This window comes from Prevotella sp. P3-122, assembly GCF_002251365.1.
Classification (GTDB): Bacteria; Bacteroidota; Bacteroidia; order Bacteroidales; family Bacteroidaceae; genus Prevotella.
Genome location: NZ_NPJH01000080.1, coordinates 56,147 through 73,973, shown reverse-complemented (window position 1 = coordinate 73,973; position 17,827 = coordinate 56,147). Strand labels below are relative to the sequence as shown.

Annotated in this window: 12 protein-coding genes and 1 pseudogene; 3 read left to right on the top strand and 10 right to left on the bottom strand. The window is 44.2% G+C overall.

Annotated features, from left to right (window positions below):
* Positions 1 to 480: pseudogene (locus CIL02_RS16425) on the top strand (helicase); the annotation flags it as partial.
* 393 nt (positions 481 to 873) lie between these two features.
* Here CIL02_RS16425 and CIL02_RS13180 read toward each other — a convergent pair.
* The 10 genes from CIL02_RS13180 to pnp form a co-directional block, all read right to left on the bottom strand.
* Positions 874 to 1,701 carry a hypothetical protein gene (locus tag CIL02_RS13180; protein WP_371589477.1) on the bottom strand — a complete coding sequence of 276 codons (828 nt, stop codon included), beginning with the start codon at positions 1,699 to 1,701 and terminating at the stop codon, positions 874 to 876.
* 37 nt (positions 1,702 to 1,738) lie between these two features.
* A complete protein-coding gene (locus tag CIL02_RS13175; protein WP_094402415.1) occupies positions 1,739 to 3,199 on the bottom strand; it encodes an ATP-binding protein in 1,461 nt (486 codons plus the stop codon).
* Between the two features lie 37 nt (positions 3,200 to 3,236).
* The gene (locus CIL02_RS13170; RefSeq protein ID WP_141210239.1) at positions 3,237 to 4,079 is read right to left on the bottom strand and encodes an HNH endonuclease; all 843 of its coding nucleotides are present in this window, start codon (positions 4,077 to 4,079) and stop codon (positions 3,237 to 3,239) included.
* A gap of 3 nt (positions 4,080 to 4,082) precedes the next feature.
* Positions 4,083 to 5,222 carry a Wadjet anti-phage system protein JetD domain-containing protein gene (locus CIL02_RS13165; protein ID WP_094402409.1) on the bottom strand — a complete coding sequence of 380 codons (1,140 nt, stop codon included), beginning with the start codon at positions 5,220 to 5,222 and terminating at the stop codon, positions 4,083 to 4,085.
* Positions 5,219 to 8,611: an ATP-binding protein gene (locus tag CIL02_RS13160; RefSeq protein ID WP_094402407.1), complete on the bottom strand. Its 3,393-nt coding sequence runs from the start codon at positions 8,609 to 8,611 to the stop codon at positions 5,219 to 5,221. Before CIL02_RS13160 ends, CIL02_RS13165 begins: the two co-directional genes overlap by 4 nt.
* Positions 8,586 to 9,167, bottom strand: a complete 582-nt coding sequence (locus tag CIL02_RS13155; protein ID WP_094402405.1) for a DUF4194 domain-containing protein — start codon at positions 9,165 to 9,167, stop codon at positions 8,586 to 8,588. The genes CIL02_RS13160 and CIL02_RS13155 overlap by 26 nt, the downstream gene beginning before the upstream one ends.
* Positions 9,164 to 10,606, bottom strand: a complete 1,443-nt coding sequence (locus CIL02_RS13150; protein ID WP_094402403.1) for a DUF3375 domain-containing protein — start codon at positions 10,604 to 10,606, stop codon at positions 9,164 to 9,166. Before CIL02_RS13150 ends, CIL02_RS13155 begins: the two co-directional genes overlap by 4 nt.
* Positions 10,607 to 10,638: 32 nt before the next feature.
* Positions 10,639 to 11,385, bottom strand: coding sequence for a hypothetical protein (locus CIL02_RS13145; protein WP_094402402.1), 747 nt, complete (start codon positions 11,383 to 11,385; stop codon positions 10,639 to 10,641).
* 92 nt (positions 11,386 to 11,477) lie between these two features.
* A complete protein-coding gene (locus CIL02_RS13140; protein WP_094402400.1) occupies positions 11,478 to 12,221 on the bottom strand; it encodes a Fic family protein in 744 nt (247 codons plus the stop codon).
* Positions 12,222 to 12,962: 741 nt separating this feature from the next.
* The gene (gene pnp, locus CIL02_RS13135) at positions 12,963 to 15,302 is read right to left on the bottom strand and encodes a polyribonucleotide nucleotidyltransferase (RefSeq protein WP_094402399.1); all 2,340 of its coding nucleotides are present in this window, start codon (positions 15,300 to 15,302) and stop codon (positions 12,963 to 12,965) included.
* A gap of 716 nt (positions 15,303 to 16,018) precedes the next feature.
* On the opposite strand from pnp, the gene CIL02_RS13125 reads away from it, so the two are divergent.
* Entirely contained in the window at positions 16,019 to 17,188 is a 1,170-nt protein-coding gene (locus CIL02_RS13125) for a TlpA disulfide reductase family protein (protein ID WP_094402395.1), read from the top strand.
* A gap of 29 nt (positions 17,189 to 17,217) precedes the next feature.
* Complete coding sequence (locus CIL02_RS13120) at positions 17,218 to 17,742, top strand: NUDIX domain-containing protein (protein WP_094402393.1); 525 nt, start codon at positions 17,218 to 17,220, stop codon at positions 17,740 to 17,742.
* Positions 17,743 to 17,827 lie beyond the last annotated feature (85 nt).

Below are 17,827 nucleotides of genomic sequence, written 5' to 3'. Positions count from 1 at the left end.
GCGTCTATAGGTTATAAGACCATCATCAAAAGCCAACCAACACTATTTGACAATGTTAATGACATAGAGTTCTCAATAAACGAAGGACAGATATTCAATGGTAAGACATACTTCCGGCCATACAAAACAGATCTCGGAACAGCCAAGCACTCCGTAGTGCTATCCTCTCCCAAATTGTATAACGCAGAGCGAAATAGCCTTGTGGAATATTTAATGAATTTGTCAAGTCAAGGAATTGAAGTACTCGTCCTCACCCATACCGCCAACGAACAAACTGAATATCTGCAAAGAAAAGGATTATCCGTAAAGATTATCCCAACCTTGTCGCTATGCACGACTATTATAGACAAGACTATAGTATGGTATGGAGCAATAAATGCGCTTGGCTATACTTCCGAAGAAGACAATGTGATAAAAGTCACGGATAATAACTTGGCAGACGAATTGACGAATGCACTTCTTTCCAGCAATTCTGCGTAAACAATGCGTAAACAAACTATTTCAGTTAGGGGTATTTTTTGAGATTCAAAGAAGATGATAATTTTGTAAAGTACTGATAATCAGGGGTGATTACAAACAACAAAATCTCATGGAGTATCACTTTGCGAGGCTCATAATCTGGAGGTCCTAGGTTTCTTCCTTTCAGTCAGAGGGTCTCGTAAGGCTCGACAAATCTCAAGCCCAGGCTGGTCCACATTAAAAATCAAGCAGTTAACACAAAATTAACTGCTTGATTTTGTTTTAGCGTGAAATTCATGTGAAATTCAAATTAAAAAACTTTGGGGTTGCAGAGAAAATGCAATCCTCTGAAATACAGAGCAAACTCTTGCGAACACACTTTGCGAACACCAACGTTATTGTTTTCGTTGTTTTTTATTGATTTCGATAGGAGTTTAACAAGAAGTTGTATTCTTTCTTGTACCTCTCTAGACGCTCAAAGTCCTTCTCCGTAGGATTTGGGATGCGAGATATATCCATATTGCTCTCCAAATCGTTCATCTTGACTTTACGGGCAAGGGGATTCTTCGAAATACGTTTGATATACTCTTCTCTTGTCGGTGCACTATGATGATTAAGGCAATGGAGGGCATTCGCAATTTCCTCCCATTCCACTTCTGTCAGCCTATGAAACATGTCCCCTGGATATACGTGTATGTAGTCTTCGAACTTGTATTTCCAATCATCATTAGACTTTGTGAGCAATTCAGCTAGCTTTTTCTTCAACAGGTCAATTACCTCTTCCACGGTATGAGGGGTATCTTCCGCAGCATCATGTAAGAATCCAATAGTTTCTTCCTTCCAGTCGTGACCTAATTTACCAACAGAGAGTAGATGCGATATGAAATAGTCTTTGCCGCCCTTATCAACCTGTCCTGCATGTAGTTCTTCTGCAAGATAACAAGCTGCACATGCGACGTGAGACTTGTACCCAAGAAGATCTTCCAAATGCTCAGTACGTTCTTTTGCTTCCAGAGCATCAAAAGTAGCGATATGATCGATATATTTCCTCATCAGCAGTTCTTCCTCGTTCTGTTGCTCCATGCAGTCAAACAAGCTGTCCATGAAACTATCCATGTAGTTCACATCCCTCTCATTCGTGGCAACAAATCCAGCCACGAGTGTTGTACACATTCGCAGATTTGCCTCTTGTTGCTCACGGATGCGGTCAAACATATCATACATTTCCTTTGGGAAGTCCATATTTTACACTTATCAGTAAATTCTATATTCGCGTGTCTCAATCAACAATTTCCCAATAGCCTCCACGGTCTCCACCATGACGAATGATGACACCTGCCGCTTTTAATCTATTGATATGCTTCTGTACCGCACTTGGAGAGATACCAACGGTATGCGCGAGGATTTTTCTTGTTATATTTGGGTTGTTTTTAATGAGTTGGAGAATAGTGTCAATGGTCTTCTCTTCATTTTTCTGACCACCTTTCTGACCACCTTTCTGACCACCTTTCTGACCACCTCGTTCATTATTATCTTCAGCATCATTCACATCACTTACATAGACACCTTCTACACCAACAACATTGAACTTAGGTAGCGTTAGGATAAAACTATCCCATGGGGTTGAGAAAACAGGATCTATGCCTTCCTTGTAGCCTTCATGCTCTTTGTAGGCAGAGATGATCTTCTTGAAACCTGATCCTCTACGCTCCATGTACTTCAAGCGATTGAACACATCTGCCAAAACAGGGTTCCTTCTGCGAGAAGCCATGTTCATCAGGTCCATATCCTTGATAGAACCGCCATCCATGAGACCACCTGGCGAGAATATCTCAAGTCGGTCGTCATACATATCAATATGCACTTCACTACCAAGTTCCAAATAGTTGCGATGAATAAGGGCGTTTACCAAACCCTCTTCCACAGCACGTTCCGGATATTCAGGATATTCAAGACGATTGTCGGGAGTCTTACGCCAAGCCTTCTTTGAATTACGACGCACGAAGTCCATACCTGCTTGCAGAAGCGTTACCAAACTGCCGCTATATTCCTCATCGTCCAGGGCATCCATCACACCATTTGCCTTGTCCACGCCATTCCAGCGGGTGCAGAACAGACGAGAGTGGCGCACTGGCGAATAGTCGGCAAGGAGAGCACCAGCATTAGTCAGTTCGCCCTTCTCGTTGACGATGCCGAACGATTCGTAGTCGCTATCCTCAAACGAGCGGTTGGTACGTTTGAAGTAAGTAGCACGCAACACTGTAAATGCCATGTCCTCAAATCTCCAGCGAGACACTTGACTGTCATACGACACATTGCTGCCCTTCAGCACCAGTTCCTTGTGTTTCGCCACGCTTGCCACCACGCTCTCGTTACCTACACGCACAAAAGCCTGCATCTGACCATCACCAATGTAATAGTAAGGAGTCTGAGCACCAGGCATTACATCGAGTACTACAAACTCCTTGTCCTCGCACTTGGCAAACGAAAGCTTGAAGTCGGGAATAGGGTCAATATGACTCTTGATAGCCTCGCTAATCTTCTCCGAATCGCCTTTAGCGTCAGCAAGACCTACCAGTGTGTCATCATCAGCAATACCCCATACGAGTTTACCACCAATGCCATTGGCAAAGGCACTCACGCTTTTGCACCAGCTCTTCGGTTTCTTTACCTCCAGAGCCTGTTTCTTATCGTATTCTGTCGCTTCGCCTATCAGTTGGCGTATATCGAGTTGTTCCATATTCATTGTTATTTTGACAGGGAAATCCCATGTTCGTTTATCCATTCGTTAGATGCTTATCTATCTTCACCTTCTCCACCAATCCATTAGGGAAGCGGAAAGATAGGTTTGTACGGTCAAACACAGGCTTTGCCTTGTGGATGATGCGATGGTACGATGGCGAGAGGATGATGATATTGGAGGTGTCGTTGTTCATGCTCTCGGTGAAGGGGATGATGTGGTGTGCTTCAACCACCAAGGTGTTGTATTCATCGCCCACCTTTTCGCCTGTCATTTGGCAACGATAGTCATAGAGAAGTTTGAGGTAGTCGCCAATGGAGCGGTCGAGCTGACGAACCTTCTGTAGGCGAGTGACCTGTTTGATGCCAGCACTCTTGTCCTCACGTGGTTCGAAGGTTTCAAAGTCAAGTTCCGACATTGTGCTTACCTCTGTCTTCACCTCTGCCTTAACTGCTGTTGTGATGCAATCAGCAACGTAGACGTTAGGCAAATCCGTGGTGCTGAGGGCAAGAAACTCCTGATGTTCCTCGGGGATGCGGATGGTGAACTTACGGTTGATGTTCTCTGGCAGGTTCTTGATGCTCTCCACATAGTTCCAAGTGGAGCAGAACACCTCGCACAATCGCTTCACTAATGCACTTCCTTCGCTGTACCTTATTTGTATCATGTCCGCATGTCCGTCATATTTCGAGCGGTCGAATCCCTGGTTCTTCAGTTGCGCATCATAGCCCACACCATCAATCACAACCTTCACGTTTCGCGTCTCCCCATGCTGAGGCATACCCCCAGGCATCGCCTTCAGTAGGTGATGAAACTCCACCGGAATCTGAAATCCCTGTCGCAGAGTGGAACGATCTATGAGTTTTTGATAGAGGAACATATTTCAATTCTGTAAGTTAATAGTTTTAACCACTAATGATTGAGTTATCTTTTCTTGCTCTAAACGAAAATTATTTTTCTTAATATAATCGTAAAGATACTTTTCATCTTCTGTTAGGCGTAATTCAACTGAAACATTGCTATGAGTACCAGAATCGCCCTCAAAATAGGTATCAAAAGTGTTCCTATCCATTAAGAAGCTTTGAGTTTGTGGAAAGTATCCGCGGAATTGAGAAAGAATCTCGAACCCTTGGGCATCAAGATCTCCCCAATAGTATAGTGTGGATGATTTAAGCATTACCGATTCTTTGACCGCGGAAACGGCATACCCCTTACCCCAAATAACAACTGCATCTGAAACTTGTGGAAATGTCAAGAAATTGACCAGGTTCTCAACAACAAATACCTTACTTACAGGAATTGACAGATTACAGAATTGGCTAACAGGCACAGAAATGTCATTAACACCATTAAAACATGAAGAAGCAACATCGCTATCCAAGATTCTCATCCTTACGATAGGTTCAGAATATTTAAGATTAAAGCGCCTCTCAAAGTCTTTTTCTTCCTCACAAACAAAAGGTGCTATAACCACATCCAGCAACTCATGTATTATAGGTTTGTTATGCTCGATGAACTTCGTATGTACTTCTATCGGCAATTCGCGAATATACAAATTGGGACAAGGATTCTCTGCGAAATATGTGACAACTTTTAGTAAGTCATCCCATAGATCTGCATTATCCACAACCTTCATAGGATACTTTTCTATTAAACTCTTTAACGCAGGAAATGAGTTAAGAATTTTTGATACATTATTACGGAAGTTCTTGACCTCATTTGTTTTGCCCAAGAAACGCTCAAAATCCTCTGATGAATCAAATAACACTCTGTCAGGAAACTCCTGAAGACCAAGAGCCTTAGAATTAACCTTCTTCCATTCAAGAGTATAGCCAAACCCTTTTACCTCTTTGGACAAAGAACGAATATTCCTCAGTTCTTTTTCATATTCTACAATTGTAGCACTTGGTTTTTTATCACAGATGATGATAATTGGTTCAAATGGCTCGCACGCAACAATGCTTCGCAAATAATCCTGATATTTGCGTTCAGCCTTCTTTTTTATTTCCGTTGCAGTTATCATGCCTCAATAAACGTTTCTCTTTCCTCTTTAAATTTGCTAATTGGCATATTGTATAGTACTGATGTATTACCCTTGCGCTCAACATAATGCACATACGAAATATCATTCTCCACAATGTGAATGTTATCACTTGGAGTTACAACCAGCAATTGCAAGTGCAACTGTTTGCATAGTGAAATGAGATAGCGAGCCTTGTCCTCGTCTTGCGCACGGAATGCTTCATCTATGGCGATAAAGCGGAACGATGAATCCAAACCATGTTTAGTCAATCCAAACTGATAAGCAATTGCTGAACCGAGAATAGTGTAGGTCAATTGGGCTTTCTCTCCACCAGAGAGTTGTCCCATGGACTCATAGGTATTGCGCTTCTGATTATCTTCTTTGTAATATTCAACAGCCTTATATGTGAACCATCCTCGTACGTCCATTACAGCAGATCGCCATTGTTCATCTTGAAGACGTTTCATCAGAGGTTCAATATGTTGTTCAAAATGAACTTTTCGACCATCAATGCTTGATTCAACTTCACGAAGGTTAGGAATCGCTTCATTCAGTAACTTACGGAAATCAGCGGTATCAACGTTGAGTTTTCTGGTTGCTTCGAGTTGAATGTAGGTGTCAGGATGTGAGTTGAAATCAATATCTCTGAGATACGAATTTAACTGGCTAATAGTCTTACGTATGGACTCGTCCCAATTCTCGAAGAACATGCGGAACGCGTTTACGTTGTGAGTAATAGTTTCTTGCAAATATTTATTGAATTTGCCTTCAAAACTAGGAAGGTTCTCCTGATAAAGACGTGAAAGGAATGTCTGATATTCTCCCACATACTCTACGTCACCAGTAAGACTATTTACGTCTGATCGCCAGTCTCTATATTTCGAAGTAATTTCTTCCGAAGGGTATTTGAACTCACTTATTAACTTTTGACATTCGCTATTTTTCTTGTTCTTTAGCCCGCGTTGAGTATTCATGTCTTGTTCGATAGAATTCTGCATAGAGGTACGCTTTGTTCCAATATCTTTTAACTCTATCAACAGGATTTCAGAATGATTTTCTTCGAAGCTATCAGTTTCGACATACCCCATCAATGCTAAAGCTTGAGCATTATCATTTCGAAGTTTTCCAACGCTTATATTCCTGTCAGTAACTCTTGTTTGCTGGCGAATGATTTCTTCATTCTGTTTTTCAATATTGACTATAGAATCTTTGACACTTCCTAATTGCTTTTGCAGTTCTTTAACTCGATCATTAGTTTCCTCTAATTGTTTTTTCTGCTCATTTTTCTCTTGAATGATTTGAGCATACGACTGCCAGTCAATTTCGTCATACTTCTCATACTTAAAAAGGTCGTGGAAAGCTTCTTTTTGAGTTTCAAGTTCTTTCTTCTGAGCATCAAGACGCTTGAGCCCTTCTTTTTTAGATTTCTGCTGATTGACGAGTTCTTCATACTCGTTCTTTAACTCTGCAATTTTCTCACGATTATCCCATCCAAGCACATAATGGCTTCTACCCTGTGTTTCTGGGCGGTCATCTTTCTCATGCTTTCCACCTCTTGATTTAATCAGTCCTTCTTTTGTTACAGCCTTCTCTGAGATGTGACTAAAATCAGCAAGCGAATCTACGCATGTATAATTAAATTCGGCATAAAGCCTATCTTCAAGCCAATCGATATACTGTGATTTTTCTTTCAGATTGATCTTCTTCAAAAGAGAATTTCCAGATATTTGTCTATTCTCAAACTCACGAAGAGATTCTACGCCTCTGTAGCGTTGATATACGATTCTTCCTCGCAAGTCATGGTTATTGACATACTCATTAACTTGCTGATAATATTTTTCTGGCACAATAAGCCTGAGTGCAAAGTTGTGAAGTATGCGTTCGATAGCATATTCCCATCCGCGCTCATTATCTTTTACCGAGATCAGTTCACCGACAAATGGTATTTCTTCCGTAGTTGCTCCAACATGAGATATTATCTCGTCACGGATTTCAGCGACACGACCAGATATGTTGTTCTTATGTTCTCTTAAATAGCGAATTGTTTCGACATGTTGTTTTATATCGTTTTCTATTTCATCAAGAGCATTTTGCGTTACACGTTTTGTTTCAGATAATTCCTTATCTATTTGCTTCTGCAATGCATCCTTTTCGCCTTTCGCCTTAGAACGATTACTATCAAATGTAGACGCATCAGGATTTACTACAAGGCTTACTTTCAGGGCAAGCGCATTATAACCATCTAGTTTAACTTGTCGTTTGTCCCGTTCTTTTTCATTGCTGCTAATTTCACGTTTTAATTCATTTATCTGTTGGCCAACCTCATCACGCTCAATAGCAATGCTCAGACGAGTTTTTTCATCTGTAAGCTTTGTTTTCTCTCCATGCAACGCCTTCAGTTCATCGTCCAATTTCCGTAGTTCAGCCTTGCAACGAGACAATTCCTCATCACATAACTCTACTGTTCTAGAGGCGAACCAATAGGCTGCCACTTCCTTCTCATGCTGCAATTCTTTTATGCGAGAATCTATTGCCTGAATTTCTTTTGCTAGTGCATCAATCGGTTCAAGCTGGCGAATTTGTTCTTTCGTTTTATCAATATTGATTTTTGCTTCCATGAGATTCTGGAAGTTTTCCCTGAGATCTTGATATTTCTCTTCTGCATCCAGCATCTCAAGCATATTGTCACGGATAAAACTATCCAAATCATCGAGCACCTTTACGCCAACTATCTGGTTGAACAGAGTTAATGCTTTCTCTGAACGCATACCAAAAAGTTCAAGCATCTTCTGCTCGTATGCCATAGGTCCATCAAAAAACTCTATCATTCGTCTTGCATTCCCGCTATTAAATTCTTTGTCCAGATGTTTACGCCAAACGCCCTTCTGGTCGAACTCTGAAAAATCTTCTTTAATAGAAAGAGGCTTACGTGCTATACCAAACACCACCTTCAATTCCTCACCAGTATAATAGCGAACCTGGAAAAGAGTTACGACTCTATCGTCAACATTGCAGAACGATGCTAACAATACAGAACGATTATTCTTCCCACGGAGCTTTAACGATGTTGTGCTGGAGCTTCCATCTTGCTGCTGATTTCCGTAGTTGCCAAAGAAATAGGATTCTTCGGTTCTGTTTCCTTTCTTCTCAACTCCAGACGACTGATTATAGAAACGCTGGCGTTTCAAGGGCACAAGAAGTGTGAGCAAAGCATCAATAATCGTACTCTTACCGGATGCATTAGCACCTGTAAGCAACGAATTGTTGCCTTGTGGGTTCAGTCGGTAAACAGTATCATCGAACGTTCCCCAGTTCCAAACTTCCATATAGTCAAGTTTGAAACCCGCTACCTGAGGACTCGTATTAAATAGGCTCATTTCCGGCATCATAGCTATTCAATTGATTTTTGAAGTCTAACAAATCATCCAACGTAATCTTTTCTTTGATAATACGATGAATCTTATATCGTTTTTCTCCTTCTTGATGTTTAGGCTCTATAAGATAACCGAATTTAACAATTTTGTCAATGTTGGAATCCAATTCTTTTTCAAATTTTACTTTGTTATAGGATGTGGGCAGAAACATTTCTGTTTCCTCCTTTATTTCCGATGCGGTAACATATTTGTCTGTTGCCTGCATTGTAGGATTACTATCGAAGTCTTCCAATATCTGACGCAGGACTATTAGCATTACCGATACTTCAAAGCCATATTGCCTACGCGAGACCATATTCATAGTCTTATCATCATCCAATTTAAACTGTTTCACAAAGGCGAACCCTTCATCTTTTTTTACAATAAGTTCCAGACCCATTACGGCAATATAATCCTGTATGTCACTCTGATAGCTTAGCACCTCGTTCCAAACGGCATCGTCCTTTTCAACAATGCCTTTCAGTAGTTTTACTATGGCCTTGCTATATGGTTTTATGTTTGAACTGTTCATCTTGTTATTATGATTTCAGGAATTTCTATTGATTTATCTTCGCTAAACGTGATATACTGTGTATGTTCAGTTGAAACGGCTGTCTTATATTCTTTTAGAATGCCAATGTAACCAAACAGTTCAGATAGACCTTTTTCTATACCAGAATTATTAGCGATAACTTCTGCAATAGTTGTTTGTCCATTATCTTTAAGCATTTCATCTATACGTTTACGAAGAATCTTCCTATCTACGTAATATGGATTATACAATTTGCCTATTCTTTCAAGATCGTTTATACCAATAACCGAATCTTGGGGCTTATCCATATATTCTACTTCTCTCGTTGGAGTGAAAGTTAATTGGCGTTCAATAGGAAGGTTTATCTCTATGGTTTCATATCGAAGTGATGCATCAGACTTTTCTTTATTCTTGGAAACTTCAATAAGCAATTTCTTTATATCCTTGATTATCTGTTTCGTTGCTTCAACATTAGATCGCTCGTTTTGCCTAATGATAAGACTTAGCTTCTCGCTCATTCTATCATTGGTTTTTGACACTTTTTCTCCTGCATCAAAGAGATGTCTCTTGATTTCCTTTAGAAACATATCCTTTGCTTCAATCTGTCTATCTTCAAGTGTCTTATACAGCGTGTCCGTCAATTCGTCCCATTCTTTTTGTAACTCAGCAGAGAGCAAGAATTCCCAAAAAGCATAAAAGCTCTTTCCTTGTTGAGAGTTCTTTAATTCTGCGTATGCATCAAAGATGTAACTAAGCAAATCCTTCTTTTGTTCATTATCAGTTTGACGTTGATAGATCTGCTTAATTATATCCTTGAAATTATCATCCACCTCCTTAAAGTCGGATAGCAATTCTTTTGCCATTTTGTTAAGGCTGTTGAAACGAGGTTCTATCTGGTAGTCTTCGTAAACCTCAACCTCCTCGCCCATTTCCAAACGTTCTATCTGGCGCTCTATCTCTTCCTTACGTTGACGAAGCAATTCTATTCGCTTCTCTCGATCCTCGTTGGAGTATTCTACCAATTCTTTGAGTTGAGAGAATAGCGTCTTGAACTTCGACTCTGTTCCAATATAGTCTTCCTTTTTTAGTGATTCAATCCAGTCAATAACCTTATTCGAGTGAGACGAAAGCTCATAGATGATTTCACCTTCCTCATTCTGATAATTGGTAAGGAAACCTCTATCTGTCCAATCCTTTATTAGTCGTTTTGCTTTGACGTCATTAGATTCTACAAGCCTCTCCATACTGGCATCTTCCTCAAGAAGTTCCTGGTTGTCAAGTTGGTTTTCTAACAACATAAGCAGTTTCTCCTGGCCAACAGCACGTTCTTCATCAAAAACACTTTTGACGAATACCAAGAAAAACTCGGCACTCCTCATCTTCAAGAGCCTCACACTTGGTGAGCTGTTCAGTGTCTGTATAAGTTGACTATAATCCATTTTTGAATTTTACCTATGATGATACGATTGTGCTATAGTATAAATCCTCTCTGCGAATCCGCCAACGCGTTTTCATATTGCCTATCCAACTCACCGTATGAAAGGAAACTGACGCGCTTTTGTTCACGGAGATCACGGAAAGCGGTTTCGTTAAGTTTGCGGAGATATTCGTCTTTGCGATAGTCATCTGCAACAATCACCATTCGCGCGTTGAAATCCTGTAAGTCGCAAAACTTTAGCAGAGAGTTTTGTATGTCCGTTGAATGCTCTACCTCAAAGGACGAATGAGGCATCTTACGTTCGTTGAACCAAATTACATCTATCGTGCTCGAACGCTGAACAAGCTGAGAGTAAGTGTAGTTGGGAATCTCATTGAGACTTCGCAGATCACCAAGTGTTGCCTCCTGCAGGAACATACGGTTCTTGTCTTGATTTGGCACGAACGTATCAAGATGCCTAAGTTCACCGACTTTCAACAATAAACCTTGATAATAGTAATGCGTAAACTGCTGAATCTCGTTGGAATTCGCATTAGCACTCGTAACTTCAACAATACCATTTGCCTCGAGTTGCTTGCGATGTGACTCAAGTGCATACAATCCTTTACGCACCACATAAATGCCTTTCGTGTGGCGCACAATACGTCTAATGGAAGCCTGAGGCGTTTGAGTACCCCAAGTACAATCAAGATTTTGCAAAGTTACCTGATAGATTTTGCCAAGTGGTGCAATACCTCCAAGGCTTTCTATTGCATCTATTACAGCTTGTGGTTGAGTCATATTGGTAACTGTATTAAAGACTGCTATCTGCTTTTCTTTATGTATGTCAATAGATATAGACGTGATGTTGAAGTGTCTTTTTGTATTTCAAATTATTCCACTTTCAGCCCTTCAAGCAGTTCTGCATTGAAATACTTGATCCATGCTTCGTACACGTCTTGTGCCGACTGCATAGTGCCCACTAGGAATCCAGGTGTTTGCTTGAATTCGGAGAGGCCTCGATAGTAGTACATCTTGTGCTCATTGTCAATGACGAAGGGCATGATGCTGTTGCGAAGACATTCACGGAAGAGGATAAGGCGACCGACACGTCCATTGCCGTCCTGGAAGGGATGGATGCTCTCGAAGCGCCAGTGGTATTCGGCAAGGATATGGATGGTAACGTCCTTTTGAGCATGATACCATGTCTGGAGTGAACTCATTTCCTTTGCTACGTCGTCTGGCTTGCAGGTTTCGTGACCACCAACTTCATTCGCCAGTTGCTTGTAGTCGCCCACGTTGAAGTACGACTTCTGCGCATCGGCAGTTCCTGTTTTCAGAATGCGGTGAAGCTCTTTTATGACAGCTTCCGTCAATGGTTCCTCGATGTTACGAAGAAGGTAGTCGAAGGCAACAAAGTGGTTGGCTGTCTCGATGATGTCGTCCACAGGTACAGCTTCCTGATCCTTGAATCCGATGGTGCGGGTTTCAAAGATGTAGCGGGTCTGCTCCTCAGTCAGCTTGCTACCTTCTATTCGATTAGAGTTGTAGGCGAGCTGCACCTGTGTCTTATGATAGAGTCCTCCCTTACGATGTGCCTGTTGCTCATCAATGAGAAATGAGGTGAGTTTGTTCATATTAGCTTCGTTTTATTGTTCTTCTGGCATTCTCACCAGTTCTTCTATACCAACGTTTAATGCGAGGGCGATTTCAATGAGAGTTTCCAGTGGTGGCTGGGTGGCATTTGTCACACACTTGGATATTGTATGTGTGCAAAATTACTGAATTTTCATCTAAATCAAGACAAACGCCCAAGAAATCATCGTTGCATCGGCAATTATTTGTCGAATTAGAAAACTCAAGGAGGATTAGGCTTCACCAAGATAAACTCCTCGAACCCTCCCATAACCCTTCGAACCTTAGCCCCCAGTCCTCAGACCTTTGACCTTTGACCTTAGTCCTCAGACCTTAGACCTTAGACCTCATGAAACATGCCAGCAGCAGATATTCAGCGAATACCATAGGCAGCACGCGCTGTAAGCGCAGAAGAGCACAGCCCAGGGTAGAGCGTAGCGACACCCTGGGTATAGGGTGATGTTGTCCATGCGCGCTGAAAGCGCAAAAGCGTTATATGTCCTGCTGTTATCTATGCTTTTGCCCTTGCTGGGCGACAATCACCTACATAAAACAACCCAGGGTGCCGCTACGCTCTACCTTGAGCTATGTACTTTTGCGCTTACAGCGCGATAGTATGTTTGGCGTCAACAGTCGCCTGTTGCAGTCAACACAGAAAAATGGGCACCAGCAATAGCCGTTGGCCATGCTGATGCCCATATATAATAAGGTATAGCTGCGTGGGCTCTTAGCCCTGCTTGCTTTTAGTCGATGTCGCTGATGTGGTCGAGAGAGTCGTTGAAGTCTCTTGGCTCACGGCGTGCCATTGGGTCATGATACTCGTCGTTGTTTCTGTGCTCGAAACGGCGTGGCTGCTGACGGCGCTCCTGTGGCCTGTCGCTATGCTCCTCACGACGTGGGCGGCGCTCGCCTCTCTCCGGACGTGGACGGCGCTCGCGCTCCACATATCCCTCGGGCTTCGGTATGAGCACCTTGTGCGAGAGCTTGTACTTGCCAGTCTTGGGGTCAATCTCAAGCAGCTTGACATTAATCTTGTCACCCTCCTTGATGCCAGCCTCCTCAACGGTCTCCAGACGCTTCCAGTCAATCTCAGAGATGTGCAGCAGGCCATCCTTGCCCGGCAGTATCTCTACGAAGCATCCGTAAGGCATGATGGAGCGTACTGTTCCCTCGTATACCTCGCCGACCTCGGGAACTGCAACGATAGCCTTAATCTTGGCCAGGGCAGCATCAATGCTCTCCTTGTTGGGTGCGCTTACCTGCACCTTGCCTACGCCGTCAATCTCGTCGATGGTAATGGTAGAGCCAGTGTCCTCCTGCATCTGCTGGATAATCTTTCCGCCCGGGCCAATAACGGCACCGATGAACTCCTTCGGTATCTCGAAGGCAACGATGCGCGGTACCTGTGGCTTCATCTCGGCACGTGGCTCAGAGATAGTCTCGAGCATCTTGCCGAGGATGTGCTCACGGCCAGCCTTAGCCTGCATGAGAGCCTTCTCCAGGATCTCGAAACTCAAGCCGTCGCACTTGATATCCATCTGTGTAGCTGTAAGACCGTTGCGTGTACCAGTGGTCTTGAAGTCCATGTCGCCAAGGTGGTCCTCATCGCCAAGTATGTCGCTGAGGATGGCGTACTTGTCCTCTCCCGGGTTCTTGATAAGACCCATTGCGATACCCGAAACAGGGTTCTTCATTGGAACACCGGCATCCATGAGTGCGAGCGTGCCTGCGCAGACTGTAGCCATGGAAGAGGAACCGTTAGACTCCAGTATCTGGCTTACAAGGCGCACGGTGTATGGGAAGTCGGCAGGTATCTGTCCCTTCAGACCACGCCATGCGAGATGGCCATGGCCAATCTCACGACGGCCTACGCCACGCTGGGCCTTAGCCTCGCCGGTACAGAACGGTGGGAAGTTATAGTGAAGTAGGAACCTCTGGTAGCCTCTGTCGAGAACATCGTCAACGAGCTTCTCGTCGAGCTTGGTACCAAGCGTACATGTAGAGAGGCTCTGTGTCTCGCCACGTGTGAAGATAGAGCTTCCGTGAGGCATTGGCAGAGGAGACACCTCGCACCAGATAGGACGTATGTCAGTAGTCTTACGTCCGTCGAGGCGGATGCCCTCGTCGAGGATGCAACGGCGCATGGCGTCGCGCTCCACGTCGGCATAGTATCTCATGGCCTCGGCATGCTTCTCCTCAAGCTCGTCGGCTGTAAGGTCGGCATGTGCCTCGTCATACTTGGCAAGGAAGTCGGTGATAATCTTCTCGAAAGCCTCCTGACGCTCCTGCTTGGGCAGGGCAGCCTTGGTGGCCTCGTATGCTGGAGCATACAGCTCATCCTTAATCTGCTGGCGCAGCTCCTCGTCGTTCACCTCGTGGTCGTAGGTCCTCTTCACGTCGGTGCCAAGCTCCTTGGCCAGCTCTTCCTGAAGAAGGCACATGGGCTTGATAGCCTCGGCAGCAGCCTTGAGCGCACCGATGAGGTCCTGCTCTGACACCTCCTTCATCTCGCCCTCAACCATCATGATATTGTCCTTTGTGGCACCAACCATGATGTCCATGTCGGCCTCCTTCATCTGCTCGAAGGTAGGATCAATGACATACTCGCCATTGACGCGCGCTACGCGCACCTCGGAGATGTAGTACTCAAAGGGAATATCTGAACAAGCCATGGCTGCCGAAGCGGCGAACCCTGCCAGTGCGTCTGGCTGGTCTACACCATCAGCGGAAAGAAGCATCACCTGCACGTATACCTCTGCATGATAATTTGATGGGAACAGCGGACGGAGCGCACGGTCAACGAGACGTGAGGTAAGTATCTCGTTGTCGCTGGCCTTGCCCTCACGCTTTGTGAATCCACCTGGGAAACGTCCTGCGGCAGCGTACTGCTCGCGGTAATCAACTTGCAAAGGCATGAAATCTGTACCCGGAACTGCGTCCTTAGCTGCACAAACAGTTGCGAGCAGTACGGTGTTGCCCATTCTCAGGACAGCAGCACCATCGGCCTGTTTTGCAACTTTTCCGGTCTCAATCGTGATGGTTCTTCCATCAGGCAATTGAACTGTTTTCGTAATTACGTTCATCTAAAAAACTTAAACTTGTTGTTTTTATCAAACATCTAAAAAAATAAATCGTGCAAAGATACCTAATTTATAATTAATAAAAGAATATTGCCGTTGATAATTTTACTTTATTTCTGCCTTTTAACGCTTTTTGGGGAGACAGTAAGAGTTGGAGGAAGAATAACACACAGACAGAAAGGCCCGCAAGGGGATAAACAGAAAAAAAACGGTTTAGTCGGGAAATACTGTGTCAGCAGAGAAACACAGTTAGTGGCAAACACGAAGCCAAATATATACCTCTTCCTAAGAGAAGGTTTATTACTTGTTTATGGTTTATCCGAAATATGGAATGATGCTTCATAGATTATTATTATCGAAGAGAGTCTGATATATATGTCATAGCCAACGAATACGTTTGCACCACTGATAAGGTTAATAACCTTACGCGCGAAAGGTTATTAACCTTACGGCCTTAAGGTTATTAACCTTATCAGCAATGAATACCATATACCCCGAGCATGCAAACATAAGTGGTAATCACTTTAAATGTATGCTGAGCCTTGTTTATCGCTTTGAAGAGGATGGTAGTTTATCTTGGTTTTTGTCTTCTTAATTGCCACTAACTGTGTTTATCTGCTGACACATGGTTTTACTGGTAATCCAAAAAACGATAGTTTTGTTTTGATATTCCACTCATTTATCGTAACTTTGTCGCAAAATAAACAAAACAAAAGAAAATGAAGTTATCAGGAATACTTTCTACCTTTGCCGTTGTGGTAACATTGATGGCCAGCACATCATGTTCCGACAAGAAATTTGATGTCAGCGGCAACATCACCGACGCAAAGGACTCACTACTCTATTTCGAGAACATGAGCCTCAACGGAGCCGTAGTTGTAGACTCCGTAAGACTGGACGAGGACGGCTCGTTCGATTTCTCCGTCAATGCCCCTGAGGCTCCAGAGTTCTATCGTCTCCGTATAGCAAACCAGATTATCAACATTGCCGCTGACTCCATCGGCGAGGTTGCAGTGAAAGCCTCCTACCCTACCATGGCTACGGACTATGAGGTGACAGGCTCTGACGACTGCTCGAAGATAAAGGAGCTCGCCATCAGGCAGATGGCCCTGCAGGCCAATATCAACGGCATCATAGCCAACCGTACTTTGGACGCCGACCACGTTCGCGACTCCATCCGTACTGTTCTTGCCGTATACAAGGAGCAGGTGAAGAACGACTACATCTTCAAGGAGCCCATGAGGGCATACAGCTATTTCGCCCTGTTCCAGACGGTATCCCTGGGCTATGACGCAGCCTTGATATTCAATCCACGCAGCAACGAGGACGACGTAAAGGTGTTCGCTGCCGTGGCAACAAGCTGGGACACATACTATCCGAAGGCCGAGCGCGGGCTGAACCTGCACAACATAGCCATAGAGGGACTGAAGAACATCCGCATTCTTAAGGCAGAGCAGGCGCAGACCGTCGACCCCTCGAAGGTGGAGTATACTGGCGTGATAGACATTGCCCTGCCCGACAACAAGGGAAACATACGCAGGCTTACCGACCTGAAAGGCAAGGTGGTACTGCTCGACTTCCATGTCTTCGCAACCAAGGAGAGCACCGCCCGCATCATGCAGATGAGGGAAATCTACAACAAGTACCATGCGCAGGGATTTGAGATATACCAGGTGAGCGTAGACCCCGACGAGCACTTCTGGAAGACAAGCGTGGCAGCATTGCCATGGGTGAGCGTGCGCACTCCTGACGGCCCCAACGCCCACGAGCTTGGAAGCTATAATGTCAGGGAACTGCCAACATACTTCCTCATAGACAAGAACAACGTGCTGCAGAAGCGCGACGTACAGATAAAAGACCTTGAGGCAGAGATTAAAGCCCTGCTCTAATCCTGTTTAGGTTGGTTCTATTAGACACCATGCATCCACTACACAAATTCCTCTACTGCCCATGCTGCGGCAGCGACCAGTTTTATGTGGCAACGGTGAAGAGCAAGAAGTGCGGCAACTGCGGGTTCGAGCGGTTTATGAACCCCAGTTCTGCTTTCGTAGCTTTCATCCGCGACAGCCAAGGACGCATCCTCGTGGTACGCCGCGGCGAGGAGCCTGCCAAGGGAACCCTTGACCTGCCAGGTGGCTTTGCCGACATTGGCGAGACCGCCGAGGAGGGCATAGCAAGGGAAGTTATGGAGGAGACCAACCTCACCGTAACCTCTACGAGATACCTGTTCTCGTTGCCCAACACCTATCATTATAGCGGCATAGACATACCCACGCTCGACATGTTCTTCGAGTGTAGCGTAGAGGATACCGACCCACTAAAAGCAATGGACGATGCCGCAGAGTGCATGTGGATAGCACCCGCCGACATCGTCGCAGAAGAGTTTGGCCTGAACAGCATACGCAAGGGAGTTGAGAAAATGTTGCAGGAGGAGAGATTGTAGGGGGTATAATCACCTACACGCAATAGCCCAGGGTGTCGCTACGCTCTACCCTGGGCTATGTTCTTTTGCGCCTACAGCGCGTAAT

Bases quoted from the DNA above. Each gene is read 5' to 3' on its own strand.
- CIL02_RS13145 (WP_094402402.1), bottom strand. From the start codon at position 11,385: ATGACTCAACCACAAGCTGTAATAGATGCAATAGAAAGCCTTGGAGGT.
- CIL02_RS13125 (WP_094402395.1), top strand. From the start codon at position 16,019: ATGAAGTTATCAGGAATACTTTCTACCTTTGCCGTTGTGGTAACATTG.
- CIL02_RS13155 (WP_094402405.1), bottom strand. From the start codon at position 9,167: ATGAACAGTTCAAACATAAAACCATATAGCAAGGCCATAGTAAAACTA.
- CIL02_RS13160 (WP_094402407.1), bottom strand. From the start codon at position 8,611: ATGATGCCGGAAATGAGCCTATTTAATACGAGTCCTCAGGTAGCGGGT.
- CIL02_RS13140 (WP_094402400.1), bottom strand. From the start codon at position 12,221: ATGAACAAACTCACCTCATTTCTCATTGATGAGCAACAGGCACATCGT.
- CIL02_RS13170 (WP_141210239.1), bottom strand. From the start codon at position 4,079: ATGTTCCTCTATCAAAAACTCATAGATCGTTCCACTCTGCGACAGGGA.
- CIL02_RS13180 (WP_371589477.1), bottom strand. From the start codon at position 1,701: ATGGACTTCCCAAAGGAAATGTATGATATGTTTGACCGCATCCGTGAG.
- pnp (WP_094402399.1), bottom strand. From the start codon at position 15,302: ATGAACGTAATTACGAAAACAGTTCAATTGCCTGATGGAAGAACCATC.
- CIL02_RS13175 (WP_094402415.1), bottom strand. From the start codon at position 3,199: ATGGAACAACTCGATATACGCCAACTGATAGGCGAAGCGACAGAATAC.
- CIL02_RS13150 (WP_094402403.1), bottom strand. From the start codon at position 10,606: ATGGATTATAGTCAACTTATACAGACACTGAACAGCTCACCAAGTGTG.
- CIL02_RS13120 (WP_094402393.1), top strand. From the start codon at position 17,218: ATGCATCCACTACACAAATTCCTCTACTGCCCATGCTGCGGCAGCGAC.
- CIL02_RS13165 (WP_094402409.1), bottom strand. From the start codon at position 5,222: ATGATAACTGCAACGGAAATAAAAAAGAAGGCTGAACGCAAATATCAG.